Source organism: Actinoplanes sp. NPDC049802 (genome assembly GCF_040656595.1).
In the GTDB taxonomy this organism is placed as follows: domain Bacteria; phylum Actinomycetota; class Actinomycetes; order Mycobacteriales; family Micromonosporaceae; genus Actinoplanes.
The window spans coordinates 22,402-37,808 of the sequence record NZ_JBFAMR010000075.1 but is presented as its reverse complement, the minus strand read 5'-3'; the positions used below and the strand labels follow the sequence as shown (position 1 = coordinate 37,808).

General features: G+C 73.3%; 15 protein-coding genes and 1 pseudogene. 11 read left to right on the top strand and 5 right to left on the bottom strand.

Annotated elements, in window-relative coordinates; all coding sequences use genetic code 11:
- Both AB0I88_RS33905 and AB0I88_RS33900 read left to right on the top strand, forming a co-directional pair.
- A pseudogene (locus tag AB0I88_RS33905) lies at window positions 1-2,344 on the top strand (hypothetical protein); the annotation flags it as partial.
- 29 nt (window positions 2,345-2,373) lie between these two features.
- Window positions 2,374-2,943 carry a hypothetical protein gene (locus AB0I88_RS33900; RefSeq protein WP_361034204.1) on the top strand — a complete coding sequence of 190 codons (570 nt, stop codon included), beginning with the start codon at window positions 2,374-2,376 and terminating at the stop codon, window positions 2,941-2,943.
- Here AB0I88_RS33900 and AB0I88_RS33895 read toward each other — a convergent pair.
- The gene (locus AB0I88_RS33895) at window positions 2,915-3,193 is read right to left on the bottom strand and encodes a DUF1707 domain-containing protein (RefSeq protein WP_361034202.1); all 279 of its coding nucleotides are present in this window, start codon (window positions 3,191-3,193) and stop codon (window positions 2,915-2,917) included. The genes AB0I88_RS33900 and AB0I88_RS33895 overlap by 29 nt on opposite strands.
- A gap of 52 nt (window positions 3,194-3,245) precedes the next feature.
- Here AB0I88_RS33895 and AB0I88_RS33890 point away from each other — a divergent pair, with 52 nt between their 5' ends.
- From AB0I88_RS33890 to AB0I88_RS33875, 4 genes are all read left to right on the top strand, one after another.
- Window positions 3,246-4,127: a hypothetical protein gene (locus AB0I88_RS33890; RefSeq protein WP_361034199.1), complete on the top strand. Its 882-nt coding sequence runs from the start codon at window positions 3,246-3,248 to the stop codon at window positions 4,125-4,127.
- Between the two features lie 219 nt (window positions 4,128-4,346).
- Window positions 4,347-4,985, top strand: a complete 639-nt coding sequence (locus AB0I88_RS33885) for a bifunctional 4-hydroxy-2-oxoglutarate aldolase/2-dehydro-3-deoxy-phosphogluconate aldolase (protein ID WP_361034196.1) — start codon at window positions 4,347-4,349, stop codon at window positions 4,983-4,985.
- Window positions 4,982-5,911 (top strand): sugar kinase, encoded by a 930-nt coding sequence (locus AB0I88_RS33880; protein WP_361034193.1) that lies wholly within the window; start codon window positions 4,982-4,984, stop codon window positions 5,909-5,911. Before AB0I88_RS33885 ends, AB0I88_RS33880 begins: the two co-directional genes overlap by 4 nt.
- A 64-nt stretch (window positions 5,912-5,975) precedes the next feature.
- Entirely contained in the window at window positions 5,976-6,386 is a 411-nt protein-coding gene (locus tag AB0I88_RS33875) for a PRC-barrel domain-containing protein (RefSeq protein WP_361034190.1), read from the top strand.
- Here AB0I88_RS33875 and AB0I88_RS33870 read toward each other — a convergent pair.
- Window positions 6,365-7,132: a TioE family transcriptional regulator gene (locus AB0I88_RS33870; RefSeq protein ID WP_361034210.1), complete on the bottom strand. Its 768-nt coding sequence runs from the start codon at window positions 7,130-7,132 to the stop codon at window positions 6,365-6,367. The two genes, AB0I88_RS33875 and AB0I88_RS33870, sit on opposite strands and share 22 nt — an antisense overlap.
- Before the next feature lie 64 nt (window positions 7,133-7,196).
- Between AB0I88_RS33870 and AB0I88_RS33865 the strand changes: the two genes are divergently transcribed.
- Complete coding sequence (locus AB0I88_RS33865; RefSeq protein ID WP_361034187.1) at window positions 7,197-8,789, top strand: DUF6194 family protein; 1,593 nt, start codon at window positions 7,197-7,199, stop codon at window positions 8,787-8,789.
- A 374-nt stretch (window positions 8,790-9,163) separates the two neighbouring features.
- On the opposite strand, the gene AB0I88_RS33860 is transcribed toward AB0I88_RS33865, so the two are convergent.
- The 3 genes from AB0I88_RS33860 to AB0I88_RS33850 all read right to left on the bottom strand — a co-directional run bounded on the left by AB0I88_RS33860 (window position 9,164) and on the right by AB0I88_RS33850 (window position 12,130).
- Window positions 9,164-9,967 (bottom strand): pectate lyase, encoded by an 804-nt coding sequence (locus AB0I88_RS33860; protein ID WP_361034185.1) that lies wholly within the window; start codon window positions 9,965-9,967, stop codon window positions 9,164-9,166.
- A gap of 193 nt (window positions 9,968-10,160) precedes the next feature.
- Window positions 10,161-10,706, bottom strand: a complete 546-nt coding sequence (locus AB0I88_RS33855; RefSeq protein WP_361034182.1) for a nucleotidyltransferase family protein — start codon at window positions 10,704-10,706, stop codon at window positions 10,161-10,163.
- Window positions 10,703-12,130, bottom strand: a complete 1,428-nt coding sequence (locus AB0I88_RS33850) for a hypothetical protein (RefSeq protein WP_361034179.1) — start codon at window positions 12,128-12,130, stop codon at window positions 10,703-10,705. The genes AB0I88_RS33855 and AB0I88_RS33850 overlap by 4 nt, the downstream gene beginning before the upstream one ends.
- A 111-nt stretch (window positions 12,131-12,241) precedes the next feature.
- Between AB0I88_RS33850 and AB0I88_RS33845 the strand changes: the two genes are divergently transcribed.
- Genes AB0I88_RS33845 through AB0I88_RS33830 form a run of 4 tightly spaced genes read left to right on the top strand, consistent with a single transcriptional unit; the run spans window position 12,242 to window position 15,373 of the window.
- On the top strand, window positions 12,242-13,162 hold the full coding sequence (locus AB0I88_RS33845; protein ID WP_361034176.1) for a hypothetical protein: 921 nt from the start codon (window positions 12,242-12,244) through the stop codon (window positions 13,160-13,162).
- Window positions 13,159-13,587, top strand: a complete 429-nt coding sequence (locus tag AB0I88_RS33840; RefSeq protein WP_361034173.1) for an ABA4-like family protein — start codon at window positions 13,159-13,161, stop codon at window positions 13,585-13,587. The genes AB0I88_RS33845 and AB0I88_RS33840 overlap by 4 nt, the downstream gene beginning before the upstream one ends.
- A 5-nt stretch (window positions 13,588-13,592) precedes the next feature.
- Window positions 13,593-14,747 (top strand): histidine kinase, encoded by a 1,155-nt coding sequence (locus tag AB0I88_RS33835; protein ID WP_361034170.1) that lies wholly within the window; start codon window positions 13,593-13,595, stop codon window positions 14,745-14,747.
- The gene (locus AB0I88_RS33830) at window positions 14,744-15,373 is read left to right on the top strand and encodes a response regulator transcription factor (protein WP_361034167.1); all 630 of its coding nucleotides are present in this window, start codon (window positions 14,744-14,746) and stop codon (window positions 15,371-15,373) included. Before AB0I88_RS33835 ends, AB0I88_RS33830 begins: the two co-directional genes overlap by 4 nt.
- The last annotated feature ends 34 nt before the right edge of the window (window positions 15,374-15,407 follow it).

Here is a 15,407-nt window from a genome sequence, read left to right as displayed (position 1 = left end):
GTTCGGGCGCGAATCGCGCCCGAACTCCACACACCGGAACCACCCGCGGTACGGCGGCGAGGCGGAAGCGGCGGCAGACGCCGGGGGCGGATCGGGTGACCACCGGATCAGCCCGGAACGGGCCGGACGGTCCGGACCCGGCAGCGGGGTCGCCGTCGACCACGGGCGGGACGCGCCGGGCGTACCCCTCAGGTTCTCGTCTTTTCTCGGCAGGGAGGGTGAGCAGCGGCAGTTGGCCGGGATGCTCGCGGAGCCGGGCCTGGTCAGCGTGATCGGGCCCGGTGGGGTGGGCAAGACGCGGCTGGTGGCGGAGACCGTGCGGGCGGACGCCGGGGTGGCCTGGGTGGATGCGGCCGACGTGCGGGAGGAGGACTTCGTCGAGGCGGTGGCGGTCGGCGTGGGCGCGCGGGTGGCGCCGCACGACGACCCGTTCGCGGTGATCGGGGCGGCGGCACGGCGGCATCGGATCGTGGTGCTCGACAACTGTGAGCATGTGCTCGGGAGCGCGGCGCGGGTGGCCGAGGCGCTGCGCGGCGTGCGGGTGGTGGTGACCAGCCAGGAGAGCCTGCGGGTGGACGGGGAACGGGTGCTGCGGCTCGGGCCGCTGGCCCCGGAGGCGGGCCGGAGGCTGTTCGGGGAACGGGCACGGGTTCCGGATTCGGCGCTGGTCGGGGAGATCGTGGGGCGGCTCGATCTGCTGCCGCTGGCGATCGAGCTGGCGGCCACCCAGGCGGCCGCGCTCGGGGTGGACGAGCTGCACTCCCGGCTCGACGACCGGCTCGATCTGCTGAGCCGGGGGCCGCGGGACGGTGACCACCGGCACCGGACGCTGCGGGCCGTCGTCGAGTGGTCGTTCGGGCTGTTGGACGAGCCTTCGGAGCGGCTGCTGCGGCGGCTCGCGGTGTTCGCGGGCGCGTTCTCGGTGACGGCCGCGGAGACGGTGGCGGCCGACGATCCCGCACAACCGGACGAGCCGGGGGCCGCGCACGACAGTGGGCCGGCGGTTGGCAGTGGGCCGGCGGTTGGCAGTGGGCCGGCGGTTGGCAGTGGGCCGGCGGTTGGCAGTGGGCCGGCGGTTGGCAGTGGGCCGGCGGATGGCAGCGGGTCGGCGGTGGCGGGGCGGGAGAGTGGCGTCCTGCCGCGGGTGATGATCGCGCCGCTGCTGGCCGGGCTGGTGGACCGGTCGCTGGTGGCGCGGCACGGGCCGGGACGGTTCCGGTTGCTGGAGACCGTGCGGGCCTACGCCGCGGAGAATCCGGGCGCCGACCGGGCGGCGACCGAGGCGCGGCACGCGGCCGCCATGGCCGACGCGGCCGAGCGGCTGAACCGGCGGATGCGCGGCCCGGACCAGGCGGCCGCGGTCCGGGAGATCGACGCCCTGCTGCCCGACCTGCGGCTGGCCTTCGCCCGGGGCCGGGCCGGCGACCGGGTGCGGCTGGCCGCCGCGCTGTACCGGTACGGCTACCGCTGCCAGCAGTACGAGGTGCTGGCGTGGGGCCGGGCCGCACTCGACGGCCCGGGGCACCCGGACGCGTTCGCGGCGGCGGCCACCCACGCGTGGGGGCGTGGGGATCTGGCCGAGGCCCGGGAGCTGGCCGGGCGGGCCGATCCGCCGGGAGCGGCCGCGCACGAGGTGCTCGGTGACGTGGCCCTGGTGGCGTGTGACGCGGCGACGGCGGCCGCGCACTACCGGGCGATGGACGGTGACCGGCTGGCCCGGGTCTCCGGCCTGACCGGGGAGGCGCTGGTGCTGGCCTGGTCGGGACGGACCGCGGAGGCGGTGGCACTGGCCGGGGAGGCGGTGGTGCTGGCCGACGCGACCGGGAATCCGGGGGCGCGGGCCGAAGCCCGGTACGGGCTGGGAGAGGCGCTGGGCGACACCGACCCGGAGCGGGCGCTGACCCTGCTGGACGAGGCGGTGGCGCTGGCCGTGCCGGTCGACGACCGGCTGTTCCAGGCGGCCGCGGGGACGGCGGCGGTGGCGGTGCGCAGCCGGCACGGTGATCCGGGTCCGGCGCTGGCCGAGTTCCGGGAGGTGCTGCGGTTGTGGCGCCGGGCCGGCAACCACACGTTGCGGGCCGCCGCGCTGCGGAACCTGATCGTGCTGCTGGTGCGGGTGGGCGCCGACGAGGCCGCGGTGCTGCTGGACGGGGCGCTGCCGCCGGCCGAGGTGTATCCGGCGGAGGCGGCACGTCTGGACCGGGCCCGGGCGGCGGCCGCGGACCGGCTCGGCCACGATCGGGTGGAAACCCTACGTCGGCGCGGTGAGCTGCTGGGACCGTCCCGGGCAGCGGAGGAGGTGTCCCGGGACATCGACGCGGCGTGGGAAGCGAGGTGTGGTTGACTGACCGCCCGGGGCGGGCTCGATACGGTATGCGGGTGTCTCAGATCCCGTGGTGGGGACTGCCCCTGGTGGCCGTCGTGTTCGCGCTGGCCGGCGCCGCGATGGCGCATCTCGTCTCCGCTCGTAACAAGCAGCTGCTGACCCGGGAACGCCGGGACCGGCAGTGGTACGAGGAACGCAAGGACGCCTACTGCCGGTTGCTGGCGGCCTTCGACCGGGCCACGCACCAGCTGCGTATGGCGTACGACGCGGGGGAGAAGCCGCCGACGCCGCTGGCATATGTGGATCAGATCGGCCCGTCGCTGATGCCGGTGCGGCTGCTGGCCTCCGGTTCGGTCCGCAGCGCGGCGCTCGCCGTGCATCTCCAGCTGGAACGCCTGCACGGGGAGATGAACCCGGCCGGGGTGGTCGGGGTGCAGCCGCAGACCCACTTCCGGGAGCTGCTGGCTCAGGTCCCGTTGGTGATGCAGCAGTTGGAGGCGGCGATTCGCGAGGAGCTGAGCATCCTGGACACGCCGCCGAAGCCGCTGCCGTCGCTGAACGGGCGGGTCAGGCCGAAGCGCCCGGCTCTCAGCGAGCCAGACCCAGAACGACGCTGAAGAGGATCAGGACGACAGCCGCCGCCAGGAACGCCCACAGCAGATGCCGGTTGTCCTCCTCGGCCCGGGGAGGCGCCGGCAGATCGGCGGTGACCGCTGCCAGGTCGCCGTGCGTCCGGCAGGCGAGTGCGCGGTCGACGCGGTCGGTGTATTCATCAAGCGTCAAACGACCTGCCGCTACATGCTGTTCCAGCATTGCGACGACACGGTACCGTTCCGCGTCGGAGGCCCTGAGGGTTGGGTCGGTCACGGCGTCAGGGTAACCTCCGCGAACTTTCCCCCCAACAGATCGGGAGACGAAGATGGCCAACAGCTTGCTGGTGATAGAACGCCTGCTCCGGGATCGGGACGGCATCTGGCGCCAGATCATCGAGGAGCGCGACCTCAAGCAGCTCACCGGGCAGATGCTGATCAGTTCGGCGCTGAGCTTGGCCCTGTACGGCGCGGTTCTCGGCTTCTCCAACGGCGCCGTACAGGCCGCCGCCTCGTTCGTGAAGCTTCCCCTGCTGTTCCTCGCCACCCTGGCCATCTGTCTTCCGACGCTGTATCTGTTCAACCTCGTCTTCGGGGCGAAACTGTCGGTGCTCCAGGCGCTCACCCTGATCATGGTGACCATCACGGTGACCGCGGTGCTGACCCTGGCGTTCGCCCCGATCAGCCTGTTCTTCCTGATCACGGCGCAGAGCTACGCGTTCTTCAAGCTGCTGAACGTGGCGATCCTGATGCTGACCGCGCTGGTCGGTCTGCGCTTCCTGACGGCCGGCATGCGGGCGCTCAACGACCACCAGGAGGCCAAGGCGCTCGCCGAGTCCCGTGCCGGGCGGGCCGTGGAGAAGGCCGCCGCCCCGGCGCCGGCCGAACCGGCGGTGGCGCCCGCCGAACCGGCGGTGGCCACCGCCGACAAGAACGGCGCCGTGCTCACCGCGCCCGCCCCGGTCCAGGTCCAGATCCCGGACTTCGCCATGCGTTCGGAGCCGCCGCGCCCGGCCGGCGCCGACGGCTCGGCCAGCATGACGCTGCTCTACATCTGGATCCTGCTGTTCGGTTTCGTCGGCACCCAGCTCGCCTGGACGCTGCGGCCGTTCTTCGGCAGCCCGGGCAAGGACTTCCAGCTGTTCCGCACCATCGGCGGCACCTTCTACGCCGACGTCTTCGACACGATCGGCCGCCTGCTCGGCGGGTGAGGCCGTCTGGCGGCGGGTGAGGCCGTCCAGCGGCGGTGAGGCCGTCTGGCGGCGGGTGAGGCCGTCCAGCGGCGGTGAGGCCGTCTGGTGGCGGGTGAGGCCGTCCTGCGGCGGCGGGTGAGGCCGCCCTGCCCGGCGGCTGAGGCCGGGCGGCGGGAGGGCTCGCCGGCGGCCGGGACGGTCTGGCTGCAAACGTTTGCATCGGGCAGGATCGAACGCGTGACCGATCAACGCGCTCCCCTCGATCCTGTCTCCGCCGCCATCGTCGACAGCGGTCTAGTAGCCGTCCTCCGGGCACCGGCCGCCGACGGTTTCGCCGCCGTCGCCGATGTCCTGGTCGCCGCCGGCATCACCGCCCTGGAGATCACCCTCACCTCGCACGGCGCCCTCGAAGCGATCTCCGGCCTGCGCCGGCAACTGCCCGGCACCGTGATGATCGGCGCGGGCACCGTCCTCACCGACGACGACGCGAAGGCCGCGGTCGACGCCGGCGCGGCCTTCCTGGTCGCGCCGGTCAGTGGCCTCGGCCCGCAGCCCGTCCCGTTCTATCCGGGCACGTTCAGCCCCACCGAGATCCACGCCGCGTTCCGGGCGGGCGCCCCGCTGATCAAACTGTTCCCGGCCGGTGGCCTCGGCCCCGGCTACCTCAAGGACGTGCGCGGCCCGCTGCCCGGCGTGCGGATCATGCCGACCGGCGGGATCGGTCTCGACGACATCGCCGAGTGGTTCGCGGCCGGCGCCGTCGCCGTCGGGCTCGGCGGCCCGCTGATCGGCGACGCCGCCACCGGTGGCAGTCTCACCGCGCTGGCCGCCCGCGCCCGCCACGCGGTCGACGCCGTGACCTTCGCCCGCTCATGACCGGCGGGCTCTTCACCCTCGGTGAGTCGATGGGCATCTTCGTGGCCGACGGCATCGGCCCCCTGGAGCACGCCCACACTTTCACCCTCGGCGTCGCGGGCGCGGAGAGCAACGTGGCCCTCGGCGTGGCCCGCCTCGGTGGCGACGCGACCTGGCTGGGCCGCCTCGGCCCGGACGCGACCGGCGCTCTCATCGCCGCCCGGCTCAGGGCCTCCGGCGTACGGGTGCTGGCCCTCCCCGACGAGGCGCACACCGGCCTGATGATCCGCTACCGCAGGTCGGGCGAGTTCATCCGGGCCGACTATCACCGGGCCGGCAGCGCCGGTTCCCGTCTGACGCCGGCCGACATCCCGCGTGACGAGGTGGCGGCGGCGGGGATCCTGCACGTCACCGGCATCACCCCGGCCCTGGGCGACACCGCCCGCGCGGCCGTCTTCCACGCCGTCGAGGAAGCCCGCGCTGCCGGTGTCCCGGTGTCGGTGGACGTCAACTACCGGGGCAAGCTGTGGTCCCGGTTCGACGCCGCCCCGGTGTTGCGCGACCTGGTGAGCCGTGCCGATGTGGTGTTCGCCGGCCCGGACGAGGCGGCGCTGTTCGTGGACGCGGACGACCCGGTGGACGGTCTGTCCGAGCTGGGCCCGGCCGAGGTGATCGTCAAGGACGGGGCGCGCGGCTGCCGGGCGCTGATCGGCGGGGAGCGGTTCGAGGCCGCGGCCCGGAGAGTGACGGTGGTCGACCCGGTCGGGGCCGGCGACGCGTTCGTGGCCGGCTACCTGGCGGACCGGCTGGCCGGGGCGGACGCGGCTCAGCGCCTGCGTACGGCGATCGCCGCGGGAGCGTTCGCGGTGACCGTCCCGGGCGACTGCGAGGGACTGCCGGATCGTGCCGATCTGGCCGCGCTCTCCGGAAGTGACATCGTGCGGTGATTAGCCCCCGGGGCGGTGGGTAGCAGATGGGCGACGGCGAATTCATCGATTCGAGGAGGCCGTTATGCAACCAACGCCGTTCACCCCGTGGGCCTGGCGTGAACCGTCGGCACTGGGCAACGACCCGGTGACCGCGGAGAGCACCGAAGAAACCGGGCGGACCGGCGTGGACCTGGTCGGTTACCGCGTCGAGGCGACCGATGGTCACATCGGTTCGATCGACAAGGCCAGCTACGACGTCGGTGACTCGTTCCTCGTGGTCGACACCGGACCGTGGATCTTCGGACGGAAGGTTCTCCTCCCGGCCGGCACGGTGCAGAACTTCGACCATTCGGAGCGCAAGGTCTACGTCGACCGTACGAAGGAGCAGATCAAGAGCTCTCCGGAGTACGACAAGGAGACCTTCGAGACGCCGGAGTACCGCCGGCAGGTGGGTGACTACTACACCGGTAGTTACCGCGACTTCCCCCGCTGATCGCCGAGATCCGCCGCCCCGCCCGTTACCCCCACGGGCGGGGCGGCGTTCTTCTGCCGGCCGTCCAGATAGTCCGACAGCCGGGCCGAACCGGTCAGCATGGCCCGGCCGCGGGCGGTGAGCCGGGCCCGCCACTGTTCGATCGAGGCGGCCAGCGGCCCCGGTCCGCCGGCCGCGCGGACCCGCTCGATCACCGTCGCGATGTGATCCAGCGGGTACCCGCCGCGGCGCAATAGGTGCGCCAGCTCCGCGTCGCGGACGTCGTCGGAGGAGTAGACGCGGGCGCCTCTGGACCGTTCCGGTGCGAGGATCCCGGCTCGCTCCCATTTGCGCAGCGTGGCCGGGGTGATGCCGAGCCGGTGGGCGAGCGCGCCGATGGAGAGCGGCTGATCGGACGGCGGCCCGGACGGCGCCTGGACGAGGGCGGCGGCGACGCTCGTCACGGTGTCCCGGTCGCGGCGCAACCGCACGTGGGCGCCGTCGAGCACGGCGAGGGCGGACTCCAGGTCGTCCCGCAGCACGGCCCTCATGATCTCCCCGGCGGCGGGGTAGCCGTAGCCCGGGATCAGCCCGAGGTAGGCGGCCAGTGCGGCCGCGTGATCGCCGGTGTAGATCCGGTATCCGCTCGCGGTGCGCCCGGCCGGCGGGATCACACCGGCCCGCTCGTAGTTGCGGACCGCCTGCGCGGACAGCCCGTGCGCCCGCGCCAGATCCACCGGCCGGTGAACTCCGTTTTGAGACTTCAGAGCACTCTCTCCAGCAGGATCGAAGAAAAGTTTCAACCGCTGGTTCAACGATACGGTTGAGGTCATGGCTTTCGACACCGAGCTGCAGTCCCTGATCTCCGCGCGCCGGCCGCATCTGCTCGCGCTCGGCGAGCCCTACCACGGCGAACCGGCCTTCCCACGCCTCCGCAACCGGATCCTCGAGACGCTCGCCGGGCACGGGTTCCGGTCCATCGCGATCGAGTCGGACCGCGCCGCCGCGCTCGCGGTCGACGACTACGTGCGCGGCCGCCGCGACGACCTCGACCTGAGCACCGGCATCAGCCACGGCTGGGGCGGGCACCCGGCCACCCGCGAGCTGATCGACTGGCTGCGCGCCCACAACGCGGACCTGCCGCCCGACCAGCATGTCGCCTTCCACGGTTTCGACGCCCCCACCGAGATCGAGGCCGCCCCCAGCCCCGGCCGTCTCCTTCGTGAGCTGCGCGACTACCTCGGCGTCCCGGCGCCCGACCTGGACCGCCTGATCGGTGACGACGCCCGCTGGAGCGCGCCGGAGATCATGTATGACGCGACGCGATCACCCGGTGGGTCACCCGAGGCCGCCGCGCTCCGCGGCCTCGCCGAGGACTTCAAGACGCTTCTGTACGCCGGCGCGCCCCGCCTCGTCGCGAAGACCTCCACGGCCGCCTGGCACCGGGCGAAGGTGCTCGCCACCACGGCGATCGGCCTGCTCACCTACCACGCGGCGATGGCCGCGCCGGGCACCCAGTCGGAGCGGATCGGCCGGATGCTCGCGGCCCGCGACTCGATCATGGCGCAGAACCTGCTGGACATCCTCGCCGCCGAACGCGACCGTGGCCCGGTCCTGGTCGCCGCCCACAACGCCCACCTGCAGCGTGGCCCGAGCCGCTGGGAGACCCACTGGAAGGGTGTCGACTACGCCGCCGAGTGGGCCGGCGCCGGCTCGATCGTCTCGGTCCTGCTCGGCGACCGTTACGTCTTCGTCGCCGGCAGTCTCGGGGCCAGCGTCCCGGCCGGGCTGGGCGTGCCGGAACCCGGCACCTACGAGGAGCGGCTCGGCGCCGAGACCGCGCTGCTGCCGCCACCGGCCGGCGACGACCTGCGGGAACGGGCGACCGACGTGCTCGGCCACTTCCCGCTGACCGCCGGGATCGCGGGGGCGTGCGACGCGATCCTGCACATCGGCCACGGGCCGGGCGCCGCCTGCGCGGCCCGGATCAGCGGCCTGCCCGGCGTCACCGAGACCCGGATCGAGCCCGGCTCCGAGATGCCGTCCTACACCTGGGGCGACCGGTTCTTCTTCGCCGGCGAGGACCGGGCGCGGCCGTTCGCCACGATCGTCCACTCCGACGTGCCCGGCTTCGACACCGCCTCGCGCCTCGGCGAGCCGGGGCGCTACCGGCTCAACATCGAGGTGGGACGGGCCGAGTTCCAGAACCTCTTCGGGTACGGGCCGGAGGCGTTCGCCGAGTATCGGGAGGAGATCGACTTCGCTGAGGAGGACCGGTTGATGCCACATCCGGCCTACGCCGTCCAGGGCTGGGCCGCTGTCGTCAACCCGGGCCCGGCCACCGCCGACGAGGTGGAACGCCTGGTCAGCCGGGCCCGGGCCCGGTCCGCCGCCCGCGAACGACGTGTCGGCGGCCGGTCCTAGCCCCCGGCCCCGGCAGCTTCGCGGCTGGTTCTCAGCGTCGTGCCCCGTCCTTCGAGGCAGCTCTGGTGGCCGGTTGGGGTTCGGCTGGTCCTGAGGGTTGTTCCGGGGGTTCTGAGGCGGCGCTGGGCCGGCCGGCCGTGGTCGCACCGATCTCAGCCCGGCGGGGGAGCACAGGCTGGACCACCCCCGTGAGCGGGCGCCGCGCGGACGGGACGGTCCGAATGTGGCGGGGCGCTGTCACGCGTACCGGAGAAAGGGAACGGCCGGGCCCGTCTGGCACCGGGCCCGGCCGTCTCACCGGTGGTTCCGCGCTGCGCGCGCCGGGGGAAAGCGCTGGGGGAGCGCTTCGGCGTGGCTGCCGCGGGAACCGGTTACTACTTGTAGGTGATGTTCGAAGTGGTGAACTTGCAGTAGGTGCCGTCGCCGCCGGTGCTGCCCTTGTAGGTGGCGAGCTTGGTGGGTTCGGCCCCGGTCTTGTTGCCTTTGTAGGTCACGCAGATGGAGATCTTCTTGCTGCTGTCACCGGTGATGGTGACGCCGGAGAAGGTCGCCGTGTCGCCGTAGTTCGAGTTGATGCCGACCAGGCTGGAGCCGGGGTAGGTGACGGCCACGTTCTTCACCACGACGGCGCGTTTGTACTGCGTCGAGCAGTTGCCGCAGGAGCGGTACAGCTTGCCGAAGTCGCTGACGGCGAAGTTGCTGATCGTCAGGGTGCCGCCGCCGTTGTGCTGGAACACCTTGTCGTCGGCGCCCTTCGCGCCGCCGCCGGTGACCGCGTACTTGGCGCTGGAGCCGCCCTTGAACGTGGCGGCGTCCTCGCCGACGTTCTCCCACCACACGTTGGAGATGGTGCAGGAGCCGAGGCAGTGCACGCCGTCCGCGGCCGGGGAGCCGATGATGACGTTCTTGAGCGTGGCGCCGTCGGCGAGGACGAACAGCGGGTCCTGGCCTTCTTCCTGGTCACCGGAGCCGAGAGCGCCCTTGCCGTAGTAGCGCTTCAGGCCGCCGTCCAGAGTGCCGGACACCGCCTTGCTGGCGGAGAGCGCGACCGAACCGGTGGCGGACGGCCACGTCGCGGCCGAGGCGCCCTGCGTGTAGACCACGGCGCCGAGCCCGAGTCCGAGGGCGGCGATCGCCACCACGCCGGCTCGCCACCGTTTCCGCAGATTGTTGAACACGCGAAGCCTTTCGTCGGGGATTCGCTCCCCGGGGAATGGGAGCTCGATCATCCTGAATCGCGTGGAATGCATTTGTCAACAGGTGGAAATCAATTAAGTAACCGTCTGATAATGCGAATACAGAATTGCTTTCTACTGTTCAAGTGTGTCGGTGGGTGAGAAAGGTTGCCGGTAATTTTGGGTGACCCGTCCGCTACCGAACGTCGATGTCGGTGTCGTCGGCGACGTCCCCGACCGGCACCACCAGCACGTCGTGGGCCCGCAGATAGTCCCGGGCGCCCCGGTCGCCGACGGCGCTCGCCGACACCCCGGCCCAGTGGTCGCGCCCGAGCAGCACCGGATGGCCGCGGCGGTCACCGTACCCGCCCTGCGCGAGGGCGGCCGGCGACGCGTGGGCCAGCACCCGGCGGACCGCCGCGGCGGTGACCCCCGGCATGTCCACCAGCAGCACCACGGCGGCCGTCACCTCGGTCGCGCTCAGCGAGGTGAGCCCGGTCCGCAGTGACGAACCCATCCCGGACTCCCAATCCGGGTTGACGACCGTCTCCGGCAGATCCGGCGCGGCGGCCCGCACCTCGTCGGCGGCGGCCCCGAGCACCACCAGGACCCGGTCGCAGCCGGCCGCCCGCAGCACCCCGGCGGCGTGCTGCACGAGCAACCCGGAACCGTGCGGGACCAGGGCTTTCGGCATACCGTAACGGCGGCCGGCGCCGGCCGCCAGCAGCAGACCCGCGATCATCGGGGCGGCACCAGCCCACGGACGGCAGCCAGCGGCAGCGCGGTACGCGGGTGGTACGCGGCCCGCCACAACCCGCCGTGCGCCGCGCCGATCGCCTCGTCCCGCCAGGCGGCCGGGGAGGCGGCCCGTGGCGTGCGGATCTGGTGCACCAGCAGCAGCGCCATGAGCCGGCTCGCGGTGGCCGGCTCGAAGGTCTCCACGTCGAACAGGTGCGCCCCGGCGTACGCGGCGGCCAGCAGACGGTTCCGCAGCACCGAGCGGGTCCGGGTGGGCGGGGCCACCGCGAAGCTCACCACCCCGTCGCGCCGGGTCAGCGTGGCCCGCCAGCGGTGGATGCGCTTGGCCAGCGCGTAGTTCGGCCCCTGCTGCGGGACCAGGCTGTCGTTGAGTCCGGGCACCACGTCGCACGGATAGTTGGGGCGCAGCAGGCGGCCACCGGAGACGGCGGCGGTCAGGCGGGCGCGGCGCGACCGGGCGGCGTACCGCTCCCGGGCGTGTGCGACGGCAGCCTCCGGGACGGCGTAGACGTCGGTGGGGGTGGCCAGGAAGGCGAGCGCGGTGTCCGGCCGGTGGTGCCGCAGGTGCACGCCGAGCGCGTCGACGGCCGCGGCCAGCAGCGGGTACGCCGAGCCGGGCGCGTACACGTAGTTGCCGAGGATGAGCCGCCCGTCGAAGCCGAGCAGCCACTGCGCCACCGCCCCCAGGTCGGCGAGCAGATCCGCGCCGGGGGTGGGTCCGGCCGCCGGGGCGAACAGCCGTCCGGCGCCGCGCGTGGCGGCCTGCTCGATCCGGTCCCACAGGGGTGGCCGGGGCAGGTCGACGGCGAGGACGGTGCCGCCCCAGCCGAGCACCGAGCCGACCGGGCCCATCTCGGTGCCGGCCCCGAGCGCGACGAGCGTCTGATCGCTCAGGTCCAGCCAGTCCGGGGAGGCGGCCACCTCGCGGACGGCTTCGGCGCAGGACTCCTCGATGACGCCGGCGGCCACCCACGCGTCCAGGCGGCGCCGCAGCCCGTCGCCGCGCAGCAGTTCACCCCGGTACGGCAGGACCACCTCCCGTTCCGGCCGGCCGGCGCCTTTCACCTCGACCGTCTCCAGCGGACGGGCCGGCGCCGCCAGCAACGCCTGGGCCAGGGTGAACTCGCCGTCGTCGCGGCGGAACCGGATGCGGGCCTGCACCGACGCCAGCCCGGCCTCGGCGATCTCGTAACCGGCCGACCCGTCGGCGGCCAGACCGGTCTCCACCAGGGCCCGGAAGTGACGGAGGTAGCCGCGCCGCCAGTCGGTCTCCCGCTCGGTGGCGGCGGCCGCCGCCGGGTCGACATGGCGCAGGGCGTCGGCGACGACGGACCGGCCGAACGAGACGCTGCTGCGGCGCCCGCTGTCGTCGGTGGGAAAGTCGGTCAGGCCAGGGCTGTGATCCACCGCGCCAGTATTACCGTCTCCTACCAGGGTAGGAGAAGACCTCCGACCGCCGGCCACCACAACGGCCGCCGGTCGGGCGCTGCGGGCCGCCGTCCGGACGAGCCTGAATGCATGACCACCGTCGATACGTACACCACCGGCCGCGTGGCGGCCCCGCGCGGCCGGGTCCGCTGGAACCGGCCTCTGCTCTGGCTCACCGCGGCCTCCGCGGTGCTGGCCGTCGTCGCCGCCGTCGGTATCGTCGCCGACGACCGGATCCTCACCGGCGTGCCGATCTGGCTCAAGCCGTTCAAGTTCGCCGTCTCGTTCGCCGTCTACTCCTGGACGCTGGCCTGGATGCTGGCGCTCCTGCCACGGCGCAGCCGGCCCGCCGAATGGTCCGGGATCATCATCGTCGGCGTCGCCGTCGTGGAACTGGCGATCATCGTGACCCAGGTGGCCCGCGGCACGACCAGCCACTACAACGTGGCCACACCGCTCGACGCGATCCTCTGGTCGGCGATGGGCACCTCGATCATGGTGCTGTTCTTCGCCCAGCTCGTGATCGGGGTGGCGACGCTGCGGCAGCGGATCCCGGACCGGGTGGCCGCCTACGCGATCCGGCTCGGGCTGGCGATCTCGCTGCTCGGCATGGGGCTCGCCTTCCTGATGACCGCGCAGGTGACCGACGCCGGCACGGTCGGCGCACACTCGGTCGGTGTCGCGGACGGTGGGCCCGGCATGCCGATCACCGGCTGGAGCACCACCGGCGGCGACCTGCGGATCAGTCACTTCGTCGGGCTGCACGCCCTCCAGGCGCTGCCGCTGCTCGCCTACGCGATGGGGCGGTGGACCGGCTGGCTGCCGCGGGTGCGGGCGCGTCTCATGCTGATCCTGGGGTGCGCGTACGCCGTACTCGTGCTGTTGTTGACCTGGCAGGCGCTGCGGGCGCAACCGCTGCTGCGACCGGACGGGATCACCCTGGCCGCGCTGGCCGCCCTCGTGGCGGTGACCACCGTCGCGAGCATCGCCACCGTCAAGAGGACGACGTGACCGAGCTGCTGTTCGACCTGACGTTTCTGCTGGCCGCGCCGTTCTGGGCGCTGATGGTCCTGCTGCCGCGCTGGTCGTGGACGCACCGGATCGTGTCGAGCCCGCTGATCGTGCTGCCGATCGTGGTGATCTACGCGGTGCTGGTGGTGCCGAGCTTCGGCGAGGTGTGGGCGGGCGTCAGCGACCCCACCCTGGGCGGGGTTCGCGAGCTGCTCGGCTCCGCGGACGGCGCGGCGGCGGGCTGGGCCCACATGATCGCCTTCGACCTGTTCGTCGGCCGATGGTCCTACCTGGACAGCCGGGAACGCGGCGTGCCCGCGCTCGTGATGGCGCCGGTCCTGCTGCTCACCATCATGCTCGGGCCGCTCGGGCTGGCCGCCTACCTGGCGGTGCGCCCCCGCTGGCCGGAGCGGGCCCTAAGCTGACCGGCATGGGCTGGGCGGGTCGTCTCCTCAATGTCCGTGACACGCTGCCGCGGATGATCCTGCTGGAGCTCAGCGGCGTCGCCTACCTGCTGGTGGCCTACGAGACGGGTCACCCGCCGACCGGTCCGCAGTGGGCGCTCGCGGTCGCCGCGTTCGGGTCCGGCCTGCTGCTGCACAACCGGCAGCCGGTCAACCTGGCGGTCCAGAGCGTCCTGTTCGCGGTGGCGCTGAGCGTTCTCGAGGATTCGACGATCAACCAGATCGGCACCGCGTGGGCGCTCGGCGAGCTGGCCTTCTGGGCGCCCCGGTTCGCCTGGGTCTGGGCCGGCGCCGGCGCGGTCTCCATCGTCTACCTGGGCTTCGGGCTGCCCGGGTCGGGCGACACGGTCACCGAGGCGATCGTCGGGCTGAGCACCAACCTGGGCCTGCCGGTGCTGCTCGGCACCGTCGGGCGGACCAACCAGCAGTTGGCCGTGCAGGCCATGCGCCGGGCCGAGTCCGAGCAGCGGGCCGCCCGCGCCGACGAGCGCAGCGCCATCGCCCGCGAGCTGCACGACGTGGTCGCCCACCACGTGGCGTCGATGGTGCTGCGGGTCGGGGTGGCCCGGCACGTGCTGCCCGGGATCGGCCCGGAGACGGCCGCCGTCTTCGACGACGTCCATCGGACCGGGACGGCGGCCTTGGCGGACCTGCGGCGGCTGGTCGCGGTGCTGCGGGACCCCGATGGCGTACGCGGCGACGCCGCCCTGACCGCAATAGATCCGTCCGCCCTGCCCGCCGCACTGGACGGCGCCGTGGAGACGGCCCGCCGGGCCGGGGTGATCGTGGAGGCGGAGATCGACCCGGCCGTCGGCGGCCTGGACGCGGTGCGCGGGCTCGCCGTGCTGCGGCTCACCCAGGAGGCGCTGACCAACGTCGCCAAGCACGCCGGCCCGTCCGCCACCGCCCGGCTGCGGGTGTCGCTGTCCGGCGCCGACGTGGACTGGGAGGTCACCGACGACGGCGGCGCCCGGACCGCCCGGCCGGACACGCCGCCCGGCGGAGGGCACGGGCTGACCGGGATGCGGGAGCGCGTCGAGGTGCTCGGCGGCGTGCTGACGGCCGGGCCGTCCGGCCCCGGCTGGCGGGTCGGTACGGTCCTTCCCGGGGAGGCGTCATGATCCGGGTGTTGCTCGTGGACGACCAGCAGCTCGTACGCGCCGGGCTGCGAATGCTGTGCGACGCGGCGGACGGCATGGAGGTGGTCGGGGAGGCCGGCGACGGCCGTCAGGCGGTCGAGCAAGCCGCCCACCTGCGGCCCGACGTGATCGTCATGGACCTGCGGATGCCCGGCGTCGACGGGATCACCGCCACCAGCCGCATCATCGGCGCCCGGCCGGCGGCCCGGGTGCTGGTGCTCACCACCTTCGGCGACGACGACCACCTCTACCCGGCGTTGCAGGCCGGCGCGTGCGGCTTCCTGCTCAAGGACGCCCCGCCGGACGAACTGCTGAACGGGATCCGGCAGGCGGCCGCCGGGGAGAGCCCGTTCAGCTCCGACGTGCTGCGCCGGCTGGTGCGGCGCGCGGTCGACGCCCGCCCGGAGGCGCCGCGCCGCCGGCCCGCCGGGCTGACCGCCCGCGAGGAGGAGGTGCTCGGCCTGGTCGGCGAGGGCCTGAGCAACACCGAGATCGCCGAGCGCATGCACATCGGGGTGACCACGGTGAAGACCCACATCACCGCGCTGATGACCAAGACCGGCAGCCCGAACCGGGTGCGCCTGGCCCTGCTCGCGCACCGCCTCTGATCCCTCAACCGGGCGGGCCGCCGACCGATCACCG

Bases quoted from the DNA above. Each gene is read 5' to 3' on its own strand.
- AB0I88_RS33900 (WP_361034204.1), top strand. From the start codon at position 2,374: ATGCGGGTGTCTCAGATCCCGTGGTGGGGACTGCCCCTGGTGGCCGTC.
- AB0I88_RS33890 (WP_361034199.1), top strand. From the start codon at position 3,246: ATGGCCAACAGCTTGCTGGTGATAGAACGCCTGCTCCGGGATCGGGAC.
- AB0I88_RS33880 (WP_361034193.1), top strand. From the start codon at position 4,982: ATGACCGGCGGGCTCTTCACCCTCGGTGAGTCGATGGGCATCTTCGTG.
- AB0I88_RS33875 (WP_361034190.1), top strand. From the start codon at position 5,976: ATGCAACCAACGCCGTTCACCCCGTGGGCCTGGCGTGAACCGTCGGCA.
- AB0I88_RS33865 (WP_361034187.1), top strand. From the start codon at position 7,197: ATGGCTTTCGACACCGAGCTGCAGTCCCTGATCTCCGCGCGCCGGCCG.
- AB0I88_RS33855 (WP_361034182.1), bottom strand. From the start codon at position 10,706: ATGATCGCGGGTCTGCTGCTGGCGGCCGGCGCCGGCCGCCGTTACGGT.
- AB0I88_RS33845 (WP_361034176.1), top strand. From the start codon at position 12,242: ATGACCACCGTCGATACGTACACCACCGGCCGCGTGGCGGCCCCGCGC.
- AB0I88_RS33835 (WP_361034170.1), top strand. From the start codon at position 13,593: ATGGGCTGGGCGGGTCGTCTCCTCAATGTCCGTGACACGCTGCCGCGG.
- AB0I88_RS33830 (WP_361034167.1), top strand. From the start codon at position 14,744: ATGATCCGGGTGTTGCTCGTGGACGACCAGCAGCTCGTACGCGCCGGG.